Consider the following 15,428-nt stretch of genomic DNA (forward strand, 5'->3'; position numbering starts at 1 on the left):
TCAGCGGCTCGGCCCGGCGCTGCGTCCGGGCGCTGGGACCTGTGGCACGGGGACGACGATCCTCTGCGGTCCCTGCGCGGGCGTTCGCACCGCCGCCACGGCGACGGGGTCACGCGCGGCCACGCGCTCGCGGTGCCGCTCCAGCACGAAGTCGGAGATCTTCTGCGCGTCCGCGGCGGCGCGCCGGATCTCGCGCGGGTCCTCCTCAAGCGCCTGGATCCAGCCCTCGACGTAGGCCGCGCCCCGGCTCGGGTCGTGGCCGACGCCGACGCGCTCGCCGGTCATCATGGCGCTGATCTCGGCCCGGAGCTCCTCTCTCGCGTACTGGGCCGATCCGAACCCGCCGTCGATCCCCTGGATGAGGGTCTCGCGGTTCATCCGGTCCTCGTGGCCGGTGCTGTGGCCCAGCTCGTGGAGCGCGGTCTGGTAGTAGTGGTTGGCGGAGGGGAACTGCCCGCGCTTGGGCAGCACGATCTCGTCGCGCTTCATGTGGTAGTAGGCGCGGTCGCCCGCGACGTGGCGGACGGGCACTCCAGCGTCGTCCATGACCCGCTCGGCCTCCTGGTGGGTCTTCCAGAGCGGTTCGGGCGTCGGGTTGGCGCGCTCGGGCAGCCCGTTGGCCTGTTCGGCGTTGAACACGGTGTACTGCCGGACGTAGGGCGTCTTGAGCTTCTCGTAGCGGTAGAGCTTCTTGCCCTCGGCGTTCCTCCTGGGCCGCCCGCGCTCGTCGGTCACGGCGATGCGCTTCTTGTCCTGAAAGGAGAGGATGCGCGTGCCGCGCTCGCCCTTCCTGACCTGTCCGCCCCGGTTCTGGATCTGGCGGTAGGTGCCCCAGCGCACGTCGCCGTAGCCGTTCTCCTGCTGCATGGCGGCAAGGTGGAGGCTGTTGCCGCCCCGGTAGGAGCGGTCGGTGTCCACGTTCCTGGGCATGACGCGCTCGCCCGGCTGCCACGGCTTCTGCCAGGGCGCGGTGCCTCGCCGGATCTGCTCGATGATCGCGTCGGCGAACTTGCGGTGATATTCGTCGTGCTTCATTCGTCCACCTCCTCGCCGCCGGCGCCGTGCGGGTCGTCCCAGGCGGCCGCGATCTCCTCCTCGGTCCCGACCTCCTCGGGGAAGAGGCCGTACTCCTCGGCCAGTTCGGCCTCGACTTCGAGCGTCTCGCCGCCGTCGTGGGCGAGTTCGCGGTCGAAGTCCTCGAACGTCTCGATGGGGATGGTTCCTCCGTTCCAGCTCATGCCTTCACCTCCTTCGGTGTGTGGGTCTGTTCTTCTTCGCGGGCCGCTTCGGTCCCGCCCCAGACGGGCTTCGTGATCCAGCGGCCGGCGGCCGCGTCGTAGTCGCAGACCTCGAGCGCGTCTTCGACGAACCGCCGGCCCTCTCGGCGGGTCACGTGCAGGACGAGCGAGATCCCGTCGACGACGCCCCGGCAGGTGACCTCCCAGGGCAGCGCGTCTCCGGCCTGCATGGCGCAGCTCGCGAGCCGCGAGAGCGCGGATCGCGCGTTGTTGGCGTGGATGGTCGTGAGCGATCCGCCGTGTCCGGTGTTGAGCGCCTGCAGCAGGTCGGCGGCCTCGCCGCCTCTGACCTCGCCGACGACGATGTGGTCGGGCCGGTGGCGGAGCGCGTGGCGCACCAGGTCCCGGATCTCGACGGGCGTATCCGACAGCGTGGCCCCTGCCTCGAACCGGAGGCAGTTCGCCCGGTCGATCCTGAGTTCGAGCGTGTCCTCGATGGCGACGATCCGCTCGTCTTCCGGCAGCAGTTCGATCAGCGCGTTCAGGAGCGTGGTCTTGCCCGAGCCCGTGCCGCCGGAGACCAGGATGTTCCGGCGGGCCGCAAGCGTGCTCCGAGCGGCTTCGAGGATGTCCTCGGGCAGCGAGCCCAGGCGCACCAGGTCGTCCGCCGAGAACGCGCGGCCGCCGAAGCGGCGTATGGTGATGGCGACCTCCGGACTCGCGGGCGGGGTGCAGATGGCGACCCGCGAGCCGTCCTCCAGCCGGGCGTCCAGGATCGGCCGCGCGGCGGGATCGAGCCCGAGCGGCCGGGCGATGTGGATGGCCGCGCGGTGGAGCCAGGCGGACGTGAGGTCCGGTGCTGGGTGGGGTTCCAGTTTCCCAGCCCGCTCGACCCAGACGTTCGCGGGTCCGTTGATCATGATCTCGGAGACCTCCGGGTCCCGGAGCAGCTTCTCGAGGCCCGGAAGGAACGGAGTGAGGTGACCGCCGCCGCTGGCGCGCTTCATATCCGGCCCTCCTCGCGCTGCCGCCAGTAGCCCATCTCCCTCGGCAGGTAGTGGGGCTTGAGGTAGACGCGCCGAGCCGGGAGCGACTTGACCCCGTCGTAGGGGAGACAGATCGCCTGGTAGTTGGCGAGCAGCCCGAACTGGCGCGGGTCGAACACCGGCTCTCTCTGTTGCCGGAACGACTTGGTCGCACCGATCTGGCCGTCGCCGCCTCCGGCGCGGCCGGACAGGAGCGAGAACTCGGGCTTGTTCGTGGTCTCGGTGAACGTGTAGGAGGCCTGCGTCTTCTTGACGGAGCCGCACATGTCGGACGCGATCTTGGCCGACGCGTCGTCGGACAGCGACAGGAAGATTCGCGTGCGGAGCGTCTGGACGAGCGTGCGCCACGCCTCTCCCGAGGGGAGCACGGAGCGGAGCGAGGAGATCGACTGCGTGGCGACGATCGGGATGCAGCGGCACTGCCGCGTGAGCGCGAACGCCTTCTCGTCGCCGGAAGGGTCGTCCTGTCCGACCGTGGCAAACGCCTGATATTCATCGCAGATGAACACGGCGGGCCGCATGTAGCGGTCGGGCCGTCGGGCGGCCTCCGCCGGCCTTCGGAGCAGCGCCTGCATCCACGCGTTCTTGAGAAACACGCCGATGGCGCGTGCGAGCGCCGGGTTCGCGCCGGCGGGCATGTTGAGCGCGAGCACCTTGCCGCCCTCGATCAACTCGGCGAGCGGCGGCAGCCTCCGGCGGAGCCCCGGCATGGCCGGGACGTCCGTGACCTCCTCCTCCTCCTCGGTGCGCGAAGCCGGATCGTCATCCGGCGGGGGCGGACAGAACACGCCGGCGACCTCGGGCTGATCGAACAGCGAGAGAAAGACGCTGATGCCCTCGACGATCGAGGTGCGGAGCTTGGCGTCGAGCGCCATCCAGTCCTTCCGATACCACCGCTCGACGGCGTCCACCTGCTCGGCGTACTCGCGTCCCGCGCCGCTCCCCACCGGCTCGGTGGCGTGCTCGACCTTCAGTTCCTCGAGCTTTGCGCCGCGTTCCGCGTCGAGGCGGCACGCCACGGTTTCGGCGCCCGGCGCCATGTCCCAGCCCCAACCCTCGAGCGCCTTCTTGTGGGCGTGGAGGTCCTTGGCGGCGATGACGGCCCGCATGGGGCACCGCCCAAGAGCCTCCGCCTTCGCCTCCCCGATCTTGCTGGCGAACAGCTTCGCGTCCACCGTGCAGCGGTACACGTCCCGGAGCGTGACCCAGCCCCCCGGCAGGAGCCGGTGCAGCTCGACGATCCAGCGGACGAGGTTGGTGTACGCCTGTTGCCAGAAGGGTTCGCGCGACTTGCCGAAGAGCTGGTTGATGAGCGACGCCACGCCGTAGGCCATCGAGTAGGAGTCGAGCAGCGGATCGTCGAGCGGGTTCCACTGGATCGACCCGCCGAGCCCGATTTCGAGGTAGTCGTCCTCACGGCCCGCCTCGCTGAGGATGCGCCGGACCTGGTGGCAGAAATCCCCTTTGACTTCGAGAACGAGCGCGCCCGCCCGGCGGTCGGCATCGCCGGCCTGCCAGCGGAGCAGTTGCCGGGCGAACGGGTACATGCAGGCGGTCGTCTTGCCCGTGCCGACGGCCCCGACGACGAGCAAGCCCGTGTAGAGTCCCTTCTCGGGTACGACGAGCCAGGAGGGCCGGTCGCTCTCGGCGGGCACGGTCGGGTGGTGCAACTCGCCGACGACGAGCGACGGCGCGTCGTCCTTCGAAGAAGTGGGCCAGGCCGGAAGCCTGCCCCGGTTCCGGCGGCGGGTGAGCGGCTGAAGCCAGACCCGCGAGACGGAGAGCATGACGCTGCCGGCCAGGAACACGGCCACGCCGGGCGCGAGGTAATACCATGCGCGGATCGCCGTATGGATGCCCGGATCGTTGTAGGCGATCAGGTCCAGATACGGGTTGCCGCCGATGGGCGGGAACGGCACGAGGATCGCGCGCACGGCCGCGACCGTCAGGGCGGCCCCGATGAGGACGAGCGTCCACGGCCTCATCGGCCGGATACCCTTCCCGGAGGGATCGCTGGCACGCTGGCGACCCCGGGAGGGCGGGGGCGGGTGGTGCGCAAGCACACCCGGCCCCGAACCCGTACCGAGCCCTCGGCGAGGGGGGTCGCTAGCGTCACGGCCTGTGACGCCCGCGCGGCACGGGCCGGACAGGCCGTCCCGGCGCAAGACGTTGCCGCGCCGCCGGGTGCGCGTCGGCCGGGGTGCGCACCGCGGAGGCGCCGAAGTGCGCATCGCACCCCCATGTCGTTTGCGCGTTCAGGTACGGCCGCAAGTCGAGGGACGCTCATCGGTAGCGGGCCCCCTGGAGCCGCACCGTCTGCCAGACGATGCCGCGGTCGATCGAGCCGCGCCCGCCCTGCCGCCGCGCCTGGCTTTCGAGCGCTATGCTCCGCTTCAGCGCGGCCTGGAGACCGCCGAACTCCTCGAGGATGTGGACCGCGCCCTGGAGGATCGCCCGTTCGATCCGGGCAAGCTCCTCCCGGATCTCCGGGTCGGGTTTGCGATGGCCGCTGGGCTCGGCCCACCCACGCGTCACGCGCCGCGCACGCTCGAGTTCGCGCGTGGTGCGGGCGACGGTCACGATCTCCGACGACAGGCCCCGGCTGCGGATCGCGCGCCAAAGTCGGGCGTGCGCCTTGCCCCAGGAGCGGAGCGCGGTCGCGGTGTCGTGGCCGGGCTCGGCGTAGACGAACAGGGCGCGGGCCGAGTCGAGCGCGACGGGCAGCTTCAGCGGAAAGTGGCGCCGGGTCGTGCCGGCGGCTCCGCGGTACACCTTGACGGGCAGCAGGTCGCGCTCGATGCCGAGCGCCTCGAACGCGGACACCTTCTCCTGCTCGGTCGGGAGCCACGGCAGGTCTGAGTGCTCGATCACGTAGTCGAGCGAGAGCAGACGCCGCAGCAGCACTTCGGGTGATGCCGTGCGGCGGTGGCGGATGTGCTCCGCGCCGAGCGCGCGGTAGAGACCCCGCGCGTAGATCCGGCACACCCGCCCGATCCCCCGGATGCCGGGCACGGTCTCCTCGGCCGCCAGCCCCTGACGGATCAGCGCGAGTACGAGCCGGCGCGCCCGCTCGTGGTGCGTGTCCAGGAACCGCGTCGCCTGCGCCCGGGTGAACACGCCGCTGTGCAGGCACACGAGTGCGATCCACTCGGCCTTGCGGCCGGTCCAGCCGAAGCGTCTGAGCGCCTTCTCGCGCCCCTTGAGATGCGCGATCACGGCGAATCTCCCGTCACGAGCGCGCGGTCGGCCCGCATGTAGGTGACGAGGAGCCCCATCGGGTTGTGGACGACCAGCTCGGGCGGGACCGAGTCGAGGAACTCGAAGCGCAGCGTGAGCGTCCAGCGTTCGCGCCGCAGCTCCTGTTCGCCGCGCAACTGCACGAGATCGAAGTCGGCCGTCGCGCCGTGCGGCGGCTCGGGCGCGGGATGGATGCGCAGCACGACCTGCTCGACTTCGAGTTCGGTCTCTGCCGTCCCCGCCGCGACGCTCGCGACCTCCGCCCCATCCCTCTGGAACGCCGCGTTCGCGAGATCGGTCGACAGGAACCGGAGGCTGCGTGTCCAGTTCTCCTGCGCCGTCGCACGGCGCCTCGAGTGGAAGTCGTGGACGAACCGGTTCAGGAAGTATTTCGTTGTCGGATCGAGCGGATCGGCCTGCGCGGTCGCTACCTCGTAGGCCAGCGCCTCGGCGCGGCCGACCTCATCCACGCGCACCACAATAGGCTTGGGCGGCTCGGCGCCCGCGATCCTGAGCAGCACCAGAGCGCCGAGAACAACGCTTGCCGAGAGGAAGATCAGGATCCGTCGCAGCTTCCGGTTCGCCTCGACCGCCTCGCCCCAGATCTCGGCGTACTCGCGGCCAGCGTCACGGTCTAGTTTCATCATTGGATCTCCTTCCGTTCAGACGGGGGGCTTGATGGGGGCGGCGGCCTTGCTGGCGCCCTGCATGACGAGGGCGACGAACCCGGACCCGGCGGAGCCGGAGCCGGAGACGAGCATCGAGGCGAGTTCGCCGACCTTGAGGCCGGCCATGAGGCCGCAGACGACGAGCGGCATGAGGACGACGGCCCAGAGCCAGAGCTCGAACGGGTCCGCCGTGCCGGTGCCCATCAGCGCATCGGCGTAGGTCGTGATGTAGCCCATGCCGACGCCCATGAAGACCCTGAGCACGGCCCCGGCGACGACGCCGTAGAGCGTGTAGACCATCATGGTCCGGAACCATCCCCAGAACAGGAACGAGAGCGGCTCGAACAAGAGGAACGCGATGAACACGGGTCCCAAGAGGATCGCGATGGCGATGGCGACCTGCGCCCAGATCACCTGCGCGTAGGTGACGCAGAAGAGCGCGAGCAGGCAGAACACGAGCGAGGCGCCCATCGCGAGCGTGACCAGCGAGGAGAAGATCACCGTGGTGCCGGCGGTCACGATCGAGAGCAGGTTGCCCGTCGACCATGCCGCGCTCAGGTGCGCCGAGTACGCCTGCACGAGCGCGGTCATCTCGGTGTAGCCTGCCGACACCACGTCGGAGAGGAACAAGTTCTGGAACCAGATCCCGCCTCCGGCGACCATGGCCGGGAAGGTGAGCCCCACGCCGGGGATCGGGACGATGTAGTAGTGGAGCAGCGTGCGGGGGATGGCGATCCCGATCACGAGCTTGACGATGTCCCAGGGCTGGAACGTGCCGCTGAACGCGATCTTGAGTCCCGTCCAGGCGACCATGACGGCCGCGAGCCCGCCCCAGAGCTGAAGTCCCAGCGTATGCACATCGGGCGCGGCTCCGCCGACGACGGTGTCGAGCACCACGTCGAGGAAGCTCTTGAAGTCCTGAAGCTGGCCGGGCGGGATCTGCGCCGGGACGTTCGGGTCGATCGACTGCGGAGGCAGTTGCATGGCCGTCGCGCCCCTACCGGTAGAACGAGGGGACCCGGAACAGTAGCCCGTCCCGGAGTGCGGATCGGTTCAGCAAGGCGGCATCCCGCATCGTCTCGGCGAACGTGTTCGCCCGAGCGTGGTCGTCGTGCCAACGGCCAAGCCACTCAAGGCGGGCGAGTTCGGCTTGCCTCGCCCGGCTTGCCTCGGCGGCGGCCTGGTGCGCGAGCACCTGTCCGGCGGCCGCGTTGATCCGGCCCTGGCTCAGAGCGGCGGCGACCCGGGCCTGCTGCAGGGCCGTGTTCGAGAGGTTCCTGTTCGAGGTCAGGTCCGCGAACGAGCCCTGCGCGCTCTCGATGGTCCCGGCGAGCGCGGCCGCCGCGTCCAGCGCTGCGTAGTCGAGGACCCGCTGCCGGTCGGCGGCCTCGCGGGCACGGCGGTAGTCCTCGAGCGCGCGCGTCGCGGCCTGCGGCGGGAGGTTCCGGAAGAGCGCCAGTACGTCAGCCTCCGTCACCCGATCGGCCGTGCCGTGCGCGGTGCGCCAGAGGTTGGTGAACGAGCGGCCGTTGCCGAAGCGCCGGACGGCGTCCACCGTGCCGCGGGCCTGTCCCGTGAAATCGGACCGCCAGCCGAGTCCGTCGCGCACGAGTCCGACGGGGTCGGCGGCGAGGTCGGAGAACGGTTGCAGAAGCGCGTCGATTTCGCCGCGCGCGGCGCGCTCCATGTGGTCGAGCTGGTCTTCAAGTTCCGTAAGCTGGCGGGCCATCGAGCGGATCTGGCTGACCTGGTGCGAGATCTGCGTGATCTGGTTCGCGATGATCGTGGCCCGCTGGAACCAGCTGCCGAAGTCGAACTGCGCGCTCGCGGGCCGGGCGCCCGAGAGGAGAAGCAGCGGAACGAATAGGGCGGGGGTGACGATGCGGCGGCGCATGGGGGAGTCCTTTCGTGTCATCGGGGTGTGGTGCGGGTGGGGGTTGGAACCAGGACATCGGAGGTGAACCAGACGCGGAGCCGGTGGCCCGCGCGGATCGTGATCTCCGGCAGCCGGTTCAGATACCGGTCCAGCATCGAGGCGGCGCTGCCGCCGAGCCCCTGGCCGACGCCCGCCCGGAGTCCGTAGGGCGAGGCCCCGGCAAGCGTGAGCCCGCTCAGCGCGCCGACCGCACCGGCGGCGGCGAACGTCGAGAGGTAGCGCCGGTTGACCTGGTCCCGGAGCGCGCTCTCGCCCGCCTGGTTCAGCCCGGCGAACTCGAGGTCGATCGAGCTTCCGTCGGGCAGCAGGAGCCGGTGGAACGCCACGGCGAGACGGCTCTGGTCGCGGTTCTGGACGGCGCTCGCGGTACCTACGACGCGGGCGCCGCGCGGGACCAGAACCCGCTGGCGGTCGGCCGAGTACAGCGGCACCGACACCATCGCGAGCACCGGGCCGGGGAACTCGCCGGAGAGTTGGGTGAGCAGCACCGCTTCGAGGAACGAACCCTCGGGGATGCGTTCCCAGCCCGGCGGGTCAAGCGGGCGGACCAAACGGCCGGGCTCGGATGTGCGGGGCGAGGGTGGAGCGGCCTGCGGGAGGGGGCCTTCCGCGTTGGGCGCGTAGTATTCTCCGGTTGCCAGCCCGGCCACCATGTCGGCCTCGAGGGCAGCCAAGGACTGCCCGAGGGACGCGAGCGCGCCGTCGAGTGCCGCATCGGGAGACTCGGGTTCCAGAGAAGACACCGCAGCCGCATCCAAGGCCCGGTTCGGATCCCGGTGCGACTGCGCGACCGGAAGCGACCGGAGCGAGCGCCTTCGCCGCTCGATCTCCTCGAGTCGGAGCGCCTCGCGTAGCTCGAACTCGGCTGGGCCGACGCCGGCCCGGGCATTGCCGGCATCCGCCTCCGCGTCTTGTCCGGCTCTCTCCCGTCCGGCGTCATCGGACTGTTGCCGCTCGCTGTCCGCATCGGCCGCCGCCTGCTGGCTCTGGCGCATCGTCTCGGCATCGAAGCGCCCGTCGAGCGCGCGGCCCGTGCGGTCGTCCACGGGCCGCTGCTCCGTGGGCGCGGCTCCCCCGGCCGTATCGTCGGGACGCGACAGCGACGAGGAGAGGAACAGCCCGGCGACGAGCACGGTGATCAGGGCGATCCCGGCCTTCGTGACGATGCCGCCCGGCAGCGCCCCCTTCGGCTCCTTCACCCACTGCTTCCAGCCGCTCATCTCGAACCCTCCCCGGGCTCGAACCGCCAGCGCAGCCGCTCCTCGCCGATCTGGAGCCACCCGTCGCCCAGCACCCGGCGGGCGATGTAGAGGCCGTCCTCGGTGAGGTCGAACGCGACCAGGCTCGGCTCGCCGTCGGTCAGTTCGTAGAGGGCCGGCGACTCCTGTGCGTGCGACCGGATGTAGGTGAAGAGCCCGTCGTGCCACATCGCCTCGATGAGGAATGGCCGCTCGGACGCGCCCCGGTCCAGCCGGTACTCGAACCGCAGGCGTTCGGGGTAGGAAGCGTGGAACGCTTCGATCTCCGCAGCCGCCTGCTCCTGCGCCTCGGCGATCCCGGCCTCGGCCTCCTCGCGTGCCAAGCCCGCGGCATCGGCGGCCTGGGCCGCCATCTGCCGGTACGCCGCCACTTCGCTCCGGGCCACGAACCCCGGAGTGCCGGACATGCCCGCCGCCTCCGCGCCCGCCTCGACGCGGACGACGAGGTGGGGCGGCTCCTCGCCGTGCTCGGAGACGAGGAACGAGTAGATGCGCCCCGACTCGCAGACGAGCGCGACGTTCGTGGCCGCGTCCTCGGCCAGCGGTTTGAGATATGCCACGTTCGCCGCGCCGGTCAGGTGCCAGTACTCCGAGTCGCCGGCCACGAAGTCGAGGATCCGCTCTTCGGTCGGAAGCACGATTACCGTCGTGTGGCGCACGCGCGCGCGGAGCCGGGGGATCCGCTCATTGCCTTCCTCCGGCACCGGCACGCGCAGGTAGGCGGCATCGGCGCTCGTTTGTTGCGCGCAGACGTCGGCGGGAAACGCCGCCACAAGCAGGGTCAGCAGGACGACGACGATCCCCGGCAGGATCGCGGCGGTGGGTGTCTTCATGGGGTCACGTCCTTTTCTTTCATGGGAGTGGGATCGGATGGGTTCGGCCAGGCGAGCACCTCCAGCCCCCGGACCAGTCCGTGCCTCGCCACGGCTTCGGCGCGCCTCTCGGCGTCCAGCGGCGAGGAGGTGTAGAGCCAGTAGCTCTCCGGATCGACTTCGAGCCGGAGCACCGCCGCCTCGTCCGGGCGGCGGAGATACAGTTCGCGCTTGGGCGTCAGCTCACGGATCCGGGCCACCTCCGACTCGTTCAACCGGAATAGCGCCCCGGCCTCGGCGGGCAACTCGGGGTTGGCGAGGAACAGCTTGGTGGGGATCGATTCCAGGAGCGCCGACGCGCCGGGCGTCCCGGTCACGTCCACGGCGGACTGCGTGGCGAGCACGAGCGCGGCGTTCTTCTTGCGCCACGTCTTGGCCGCCTCGGCCAGGTAGTTCAGCACGGCGGGGTCCTGCATGTACCGCCACGCCTCGTCCACGACCATCAGCTTGAGCCGCGCGGTCTCCGCCGGGTCCTCGATCTCGAGGCGCATGCGCTCCAGCAGGTACGACAGCGCCGCCTCGCACAGATCCGCGTGCTCCGCCGCGCCCGCCAGGTCGATCACCTGCCAGTCCCGGAACTCGATATCGGGCGCGTCCGCCGGGGGGTTATCGAAGAACGCGCCCCACGCGCCGCCCTCCGTCCAGCGGCTCAGCGCGGGCCACATCGCGGAAGGAAGCGAACCGGCCAGCACGCTCAGCGTGCGCCGCTCGGCCCCGAGCGCGTACAAGTCCTCGATCCGCGCACGGATCTCGCTCGTGTCCGCTCCATCGGCCTCGTATCCGCCCAGTCTCAGCAGCCGGAGCACCCAGCCTGTGAGGAACTGGAACGTCCTCGTGGTCGGGGGCAGCGCGAAGGGTTGAAGTCGGAGCGTCGGCTCCGCTTCGCCCGGTGCGAGTTCCAGATAGCGGCCTCCGAGGAGGCGGGTCAGCCAGCGGTACGATCCGCCCAGGTCCAGGATCAGGATGCGCGGATCGTACTTGAGCGCCTCGACCAACAGGAAGTTCAGGGCAAAACTCTTGCCCGAACCCGTCGCGCCCAGGATCAGCGTGTGGCCCACGTCGCCACAGAACAGGTCGTAGCGGTACGCCGTCCGCCACGGCGTCTCGAAGGCCGCCAGCGGCTCGCGGTCCAGATGCCGGCTCGTTCGGTTCCCCTTGGGCGGCCCGAACACGGGCGCGAGGCACGCGGCGAGCCCGGCCGATACGAACACCTTCCGCACCTGTCGGCGCCTCGGCTGGGCCGGGAGCCTGGCGAACCATGCGGGAAGCTGGCCGTAACCCTCGCGGATCACCTTCGCGTCGTGCGCGGCGAACAGGCGGCGCACGTCGCCGTCCAGCCGCTCGATCCCTTCGAGTGCGCCGTGGAGCGCCACGGTGAGCGACGCCTCGCCGTAGGCCACGCCGTCGGCTTCGAGTTCGACCAGAGCGCTCCCAAGCCGGTCCGACTCCGCGACCGCCGCCGAATCGACCATCGCCGCCGCCGTGCCCTGCGCGTCCTGCGCGTGCGCCATCATCGAGTAGCGCCGCGAGAAATAGTGGCGCTGTGCGCTTCGGATCCGGCGACGCGCCGATTCGACCGTCCACGGCCGCCATTCGAGCGAGACGGTCGTCACGGCATCGAGGCAGTAGAGGTCTTGGAGCAGGTTGGCATGCGCCTGCCCAGGCGGAGACAGCAGCGAGTACAGGATCACCGGCTCTCCGTCGAGCCGAAGATGCGAACGCTCCGCCTCAAGCTCCGAGAGCGCGAGCCGCCAGTTCATGCCGCTCCCCGTCGCGCCGTCCCAGAACGTGCCGGGCCTGTTGGTCAAGTCGGAAAGGAGGCAGGACGCCTCGTGCGCACCGAGCAGCTCGATGGGTGTGTGTTCGGCCACGAGCGAGCGGCCCGTGTCGATCATCGCCCGGAACCGGTCCGCCGCAGCCTCGATCTCCGAGGCGAGGTAGGTCGCCCCCGTCTTGCCGCCGCGCTTCCGAGGTCGCTTGAGCCGTGATAGCGGTCCCGACCGGGAACTCCCGCCGACCGGACGGAGGCCCGGGTTGTGCGTCCACACCACGAAGGCGTCGAGCCGCTGGACGCGCCCGGCGAGGAACGCGCTTCGCTTGCGCCCCGACAAGGACGCGATGTCCGAACCGTTGTCCTGAGGACTCTCGGCGCGGCTCGGGCCTGAGCATGTGGAACTGGAGGCGCGTGCCGGGACCGAGGCCCGAGAGCAACCTCTGCCAGAGTCCCAGCACGCGGTCGATCTGCTCCGGCGTGCGACCGTCCACCACGGCGGGCCGGATCCGGCCCGCCGCGATCAGCTCGCCCGAACGGGTCAGGCAGGTGCGGCCGTCTTCGAGCCAACCCCAGTAGGGCAGCTCCTCGGCCAGCGAGCCCGCCGCCTCGTGGGCCCGGAGTTCGTCGGCGACCCTCACCGCGAACTCCCACGGACCACGATGTGCCAAGGCTCGTCCGCCCACTTGCCCGGATCGTACCGGGCCGGGTAGCGCGCCGCCGCCCGAAGCACCGCGAGCATCGCCGGATCCCTCCGGCCCGCCAGCCATCCCGCGCCGTAGCAGACCGCGAAAACCAAGCCGCCCGCCACGAGCGAGGCCGTCGCGTTCCACACCGCGACCGCGAGCGTCGCTCCCATCAGGAACAGCCGCCGCTCGACGCCCAGCACCGTCAGCGGACGATTCAGCGCAGAGTAGCCGGCCCAGCGCGTCAGGCCTCGCATCAGAACAGCCAGCCCAGGAAGTTCACCGCCCCCACGGCCATCCCGATCCCGAAGATGATCCCGGCCAGCGTGCGCTTGCTCCCGCCCTCGCCGAACGCGAACATCAGCCCGCCCACCACGATCGCGATCAGCGACAGGCCGCGCGCGATCGGTCCCGTGAACTGCGTCTGAAGCTCGTTCACCGCGTCCACCCACGGGCTCGTGCCCTGCGCGTGGAGCGCACCCGGCGTCAGCATGAGCAGCATGGCCCACGCAGCTGCCCGCATCATCGTCAGCAACCTTCTCATCGTTTCCCGCCTTTCACTGAAGGGGTTGGTGGGCGACGACCTTCCCGCCGCCCCGGTTCGGTTTTCGGATCCCGCGAACGATCCGAGCCGTGCGTGTTTTCGTAGGCTTCCATGAAGGCCAGAATCCGCTCCACCGTCGCCAGCCTCGGCGAACGTCCCCGGCGCACGTCGCCCACGAACTTCCGGTCGCCGACCGCGCGTTCCCCGAACTCCGTTGGCGACATCCCCGTCCTTTGCAGGAATGCCGTCATGCGCCGCTCGAACTCCTTCGTCAGGTTCTTCATCGCCCGAAAACCAAAACACGGCGTGGGCAACGAGCGCAAGATAGTGGGAAATACCCTATTTCCCACGTCGTTGAGAGACAACGAGTTGCGGAATCGGGTTTCCGCACCCCTCCGCCAGCGGGGCGGAAAACACCCCGATGGCCTTGAACCACTGGGCTATCGTGGAATCAACCGACGCTATCCGACACGGTGCCTCGAAACTCCCGTGAAAGGGAATCGTGTGGGTGTCGGCTCGGGGGCTACCCCTACCTGTGGAAGGCGATCGTATTCGGATCGGTGTATGGATCCGATTGCGTTGGCATCGATAAGTGGGTAATTTCCCACTCATGGGACGAAGAAGGAAAGATGCCGATCAACTGGACCCGGTGCGCCGGAGGCTGCTCAGGCTGTTGGACGAGAGCCGCACGACCATGCGCACGGCCTCGCAGGCAATCCAGCGAAACGACGCCTACCTGCACCAGTTCATCCACCGGGGCACGCCCAAGGTGCTGGCCGAGGACGACCGCGAGGCGCTCGCCGAGCATCTGGGGTGCAGCCCCGACCTGCTCAGGCACGACCGAAGGTTGACGCGCCGGGCGCGTCCGAATCCGGCGCCGCCGAGTCCCTACGCGGCTCCGAGGGGCTACAGCGCGGTGCCGGAGATCAATGTGCGCGCGTCGGCGGGTCCGGGCGCGTGGAACGACGACTTCGAGGAGGAGACCGACACCTGGCTGTTCGCCGATCCGCTCATCCGCCACGAGTTCCGGGCCAGGCCAGAGGATCTGCGGATGATCACCGTGGACGGGGACTCGATGGAGCCGGTGCTCTCAAGCGGCGACCGCATCCTCATCGACGTGAGCCTCAAGGTGCCGGTCCCGCCCGGCATCTTCGTCATCTGGGACGGCATGGGGCTCGTCGCCAAGCGGATCGAGCACCTGCCCCACTCCGAGCCGCCCAAGGTCGTGCTCAAGTCCCTCAACCCCGAGTACGACAGCTACGAGTGTGCTGCCGAAGAGGTCCGCGTCGTCGGACGCGCCGTCTGGGCCTCCAGAAGGCTGTAGGGCGCGACGTTCGGATGGCACCCGACTGCACGATCCCGGAAGCGCGGAACGGACCTCGCACCACGCGGTCGCTCCGTGAAGGACGTGCGTTATATTGACGGATTCGATCCCGTACTTGGAGACGGCAGCCATGAACAGCTTGCCCACGCAGACCGGCGGCATGTCGGCGGTCGGCGATTCGCCCGGCGACGGGGCAACGGCTGGGCTGGCATGAGCGCTGCGCCGGTTGGCCCGCGGCCTCGCGGAGATCCAGAGCCGGCGATTTCCGGCGGCGTGCGGCAACTAAACCGATGAGTCGCCGCGAGCGGCTGGTGCGGACCATCCTCGGCGGCCGCTCCGACGCGGAACATCCGCTTCGATGAACTGCGGGCGCTGATGCGGCATCTTGGATTCAACGAGCGGGTGCGCGGCAGCCAGCACCTCTTCGACAAGGAAGGTGTCGTGGAGATCGTTAACCTTCAGAGCCGGGGCGGCCACGCCAAGCCCTACCAAGTGAGGCAGGTTCGGCGATTGATCCTCAAGTACAAGCTGGGAGCGGAAGACTGATGTACAAATTCGAAATCATTCTCTATTGGAGCAACGAGGACGAGGCTTTCGTCGCGGAGGCTCCCGAGTTGCCCGGGTGCATGGCGTACGGAGACGATCAGGAGAGCGCGTTGGGGAACATCAAGGATGCGATGCAGTTCTGGATCGACCGGGCACGGGAGTTGGGACGGCCCGTCCCGGAGCCCAAGGACGATCGTCTCATGCTTGCCTGACTCGCCTCATGAAACATCCTCCTACTCCTCGGCCTCGTGCGCGACGCGGGTGGACCTCGACGTCGAGGCAACGCAGCACTTTGGGGAGA

At 69.7% G+C, this 15,428-nt stretch carries 17 protein-coding genes; 3 read left to right on the top strand and 14 right to left on the bottom strand.

Translation table 11 applies throughout. From position 1 onward, the window contains the following. The 14 genes from ACOOGH_RS15515 to ACOOGH_RS15580 all read right to left on the bottom strand — a co-directional run bounded on the left by ACOOGH_RS15515 (nt 1) and on the right by ACOOGH_RS15580 (nt 13,622). Nucleotides 1-1,035 carry an ArdC family protein gene (locus tag ACOOGH_RS15515; protein ID WP_420449780.1) on the bottom strand — a complete coding sequence of 345 codons (1,035 nt, stop codon included), beginning with the start codon at nt 1,033-1,035 and terminating at the stop codon, nt 1-3. Then, the gene (locus tag ACOOGH_RS15520; protein ID WP_420449781.1) at nt 1,032-1,238 is read right to left on the bottom strand and encodes a hypothetical protein; all 207 of its coding nucleotides are present in this window, start codon (nt 1,236-1,238) and stop codon (nt 1,032-1,034) included. The genes ACOOGH_RS15515 and ACOOGH_RS15520 overlap by 4 nt, the downstream gene beginning before the upstream one ends. Beyond that, nucleotides 1,235-2,245: a CpaF family protein gene (locus ACOOGH_RS15525; protein WP_420449782.1), complete on the bottom strand. Its 1,011-nt coding sequence runs from the start codon at nt 2,243-2,245 to the stop codon at nt 1,235-1,237. Before ACOOGH_RS15525 ends, ACOOGH_RS15520 begins: the two co-directional genes overlap by 4 nt. Then, the gene (locus ACOOGH_RS15530) at nt 2,242-4,269 is read right to left on the bottom strand and encodes a type IV secretory system conjugative DNA transfer family protein (RefSeq protein WP_420449783.1); all 2,028 of its coding nucleotides are present in this window, start codon (nt 4,267-4,269) and stop codon (nt 2,242-2,244) included. Before ACOOGH_RS15530 ends, ACOOGH_RS15525 begins: the two co-directional genes overlap by 4 nt. 298 nt (nt 4,270-4,567) lie before the next feature. After that, nucleotides 4,568-5,500: a hypothetical protein gene (locus tag ACOOGH_RS15535; RefSeq protein ID WP_420449784.1), complete on the bottom strand. Its 933-nt coding sequence runs from the start codon at nt 5,498-5,500 to the stop codon at nt 4,568-4,570. Then, on the bottom strand, nt 5,497-6,168 hold the full coding sequence (locus ACOOGH_RS15540; RefSeq protein ID WP_420449785.1) for a VirB8/TrbF family protein: 672 nt from the start codon (nt 6,166-6,168) through the stop codon (nt 5,497-5,499). Before ACOOGH_RS15540 ends, ACOOGH_RS15535 begins: the two co-directional genes overlap by 4 nt. Nucleotides 6,169-6,183: 15 nt before the next feature. Next, nucleotides 6,184-7,173: a type IV secretion system protein gene (locus tag ACOOGH_RS15545; protein WP_420449786.1), complete on the bottom strand. Its 990-nt coding sequence runs from the start codon at nt 7,171-7,173 to the stop codon at nt 6,184-6,186. Nucleotides 7,174-7,186: 13 nt separating this feature from the next. Continuing rightward, the gene (locus ACOOGH_RS15550) at nt 7,187-8,083 is read right to left on the bottom strand and encodes a hypothetical protein (RefSeq protein ID WP_420449787.1); all 897 of its coding nucleotides are present in this window, start codon (nt 8,081-8,083) and stop codon (nt 7,187-7,189) included. A gap of 17 nt (nt 8,084-8,100) precedes the next feature. Beyond that, nucleotides 8,101-9,345 carry a TrbI/VirB10 family protein gene (locus ACOOGH_RS15555; protein ID WP_420449788.1) on the bottom strand — a complete coding sequence of 415 codons (1,245 nt, stop codon included), beginning with the start codon at nt 9,343-9,345 and terminating at the stop codon, nt 8,101-8,103. Beyond that, nucleotides 9,342-10,217 (bottom strand): TrbG/VirB9 family P-type conjugative transfer protein, encoded by an 876-nt coding sequence (locus tag ACOOGH_RS15560; protein ID WP_420449789.1) that lies wholly within the window; start codon nt 10,215-10,217, stop codon nt 9,342-9,344. The genes ACOOGH_RS15555 and ACOOGH_RS15560 overlap by 4 nt, the downstream gene beginning before the upstream one ends. Next, nucleotides 10,214-12,367: a VirB4 family type IV secretion system protein gene (locus ACOOGH_RS15565; RefSeq protein ID WP_420449790.1), complete on the bottom strand. Its 2,154-nt coding sequence runs from the start codon at nt 12,365-12,367 to the stop codon at nt 10,214-10,216. The genes ACOOGH_RS15560 and ACOOGH_RS15565 overlap by 4 nt, the downstream gene beginning before the upstream one ends. 297 nt (nt 12,368-12,664) lie before the next feature. Then, nucleotides 12,665-12,970, bottom strand: a complete 306-nt coding sequence (locus ACOOGH_RS15570; RefSeq protein ID WP_420449791.1) for a VirB3 family type IV secretion system protein — start codon at nt 12,968-12,970, stop codon at nt 12,665-12,667. After that, nucleotides 12,970-13,257: a TrbC/VirB2 family protein gene (locus tag ACOOGH_RS15575; protein ID WP_420449792.1), complete on the bottom strand. Its 288-nt coding sequence runs from the start codon at nt 13,255-13,257 to the stop codon at nt 12,970-12,972. Before ACOOGH_RS15575 ends, ACOOGH_RS15570 begins: the two co-directional genes overlap by 1 nt. Further along, on the bottom strand, nt 13,254-13,622 hold the full coding sequence (locus tag ACOOGH_RS15580; RefSeq protein WP_420449793.1) for a hypothetical protein: 369 nt from the start codon (nt 13,620-13,622) through the stop codon (nt 13,254-13,256). The genes ACOOGH_RS15575 and ACOOGH_RS15580 overlap by 4 nt, the downstream gene beginning before the upstream one ends. Before the next feature lie 245 nt (nt 13,623-13,867). On the opposite strand from ACOOGH_RS15580, the gene ACOOGH_RS15585 reads away from it, so the two are divergent. From ACOOGH_RS15585 to ACOOGH_RS15595, 3 genes are all read left to right on the top strand, one after another. Then, nucleotides 13,868-14,581 carry a S24 family peptidase gene (locus ACOOGH_RS15585; protein ID WP_420449794.1) on the top strand — a complete coding sequence of 238 codons (714 nt, stop codon included), beginning with the start codon at nt 13,868-13,870 and terminating at the stop codon, nt 14,579-14,581. 375 nt (nt 14,582-14,956) lie between these two features. After that, entirely contained in the window at nt 14,957-15,127 is a 171-nt protein-coding gene (locus ACOOGH_RS15590) for a hypothetical protein (RefSeq protein WP_420449795.1), read from the top strand. After that, a complete protein-coding gene (locus ACOOGH_RS15595; protein ID WP_420449796.1) occupies nt 15,127-15,339 on the top strand; it encodes a type II toxin-antitoxin system HicB family antitoxin in 213 nt (70 codons plus the stop codon). The genes ACOOGH_RS15590 and ACOOGH_RS15595 overlap by 1 nt, the downstream gene beginning before the upstream one ends. The last annotated feature ends 89 nt before the right edge of the window (nt 15,340-15,428 follow it).

It is taken from the genome of Candidatus Palauibacter sp., assembly GCF_965213655.1.
Taxonomy (GTDB): Bacteria; Gemmatimonadota; Gemmatimonadetes; order Palauibacterales; family Palauibacteraceae; genus Palauibacter.

Excerpts from the sequence above, each read along its gene's own strand:
- ACOOGH_RS15515 (WP_420449780.1), bottom strand. The coding sequence starts at position 1,035 with ATGAAGCACGACGAATATCACCGCAAGTTCGCCGACGCGATCATCGAG.
- ACOOGH_RS15520 (WP_420449781.1), bottom strand. The coding sequence starts at position 1,238 with ATGAGCTGGAACGGAGGAACCATCCCCATCGAGACGTTCGAGGACTTC.
- ACOOGH_RS15525 (WP_420449782.1), bottom strand. The coding sequence starts at position 2,245 with ATGAAGCGCGCCAGCGGCGGCGGTCACCTCACTCCGTTCCTTCCGGGC.
- ACOOGH_RS15530 (WP_420449783.1), bottom strand. The coding sequence starts at position 4,269 with ATGAGGCCGTGGACGCTCGTCCTCATCGGGGCCGCCCTGACGGTCGCG.
- ACOOGH_RS15540 (WP_420449785.1), bottom strand. The coding sequence starts at position 6,168 with ATGATGAAACTAGACCGTGACGCTGGCCGCGAGTACGCCGAGATCTGG.
- ACOOGH_RS15545 (WP_420449786.1), bottom strand. The coding sequence starts at position 7,173 with ATGCAACTGCCTCCGCAGTCGATCGACCCGAACGTCCCGGCGCAGATC.
- ACOOGH_RS15550 (WP_420449787.1), bottom strand. The coding sequence starts at position 8,083 with ATGCGCCGCCGCATCGTCACCCCCGCCCTATTCGTTCCGCTGCTTCTC.
- ACOOGH_RS15555 (WP_420449788.1), bottom strand. The coding sequence starts at position 9,345 with ATGAGCGGCTGGAAGCAGTGGGTGAAGGAGCCGAAGGGGGCGCTGCCG.
- ACOOGH_RS15560 (WP_420449789.1), bottom strand. The coding sequence starts at position 10,217 with ATGAAGACACCCACCGCCGCGATCCTGCCGGGGATCGTCGTCGTCCTG.
- ACOOGH_RS15570 (WP_420449791.1), bottom strand. The coding sequence starts at position 12,970 with ATGCGAGGCCTGACGCGCTGGGCCGGCTACTCTGCGCTGAATCGTCCG.
- ACOOGH_RS15575 (WP_420449792.1), bottom strand. The coding sequence starts at position 13,257 with ATGAGAAGGTTGCTGACGATGATGCGGGCAGCTGCGTGGGCCATGCTG.
- ACOOGH_RS15585 (WP_420449794.1), top strand. The coding sequence starts at position 13,868 with ATGGGACGAAGAAGGAAAGATGCCGATCAACTGGACCCGGTGCGCCGG.
- ACOOGH_RS15590 (WP_420449795.1), top strand. The coding sequence starts at position 14,957 with ATGCGGCATCTTGGATTCAACGAGCGGGTGCGCGGCAGCCAGCACCTC.
- ACOOGH_RS15595 (WP_420449796.1), top strand. The coding sequence starts at position 15,127 with ATGTACAAATTCGAAATCATTCTCTATTGGAGCAACGAGGACGAGGCT.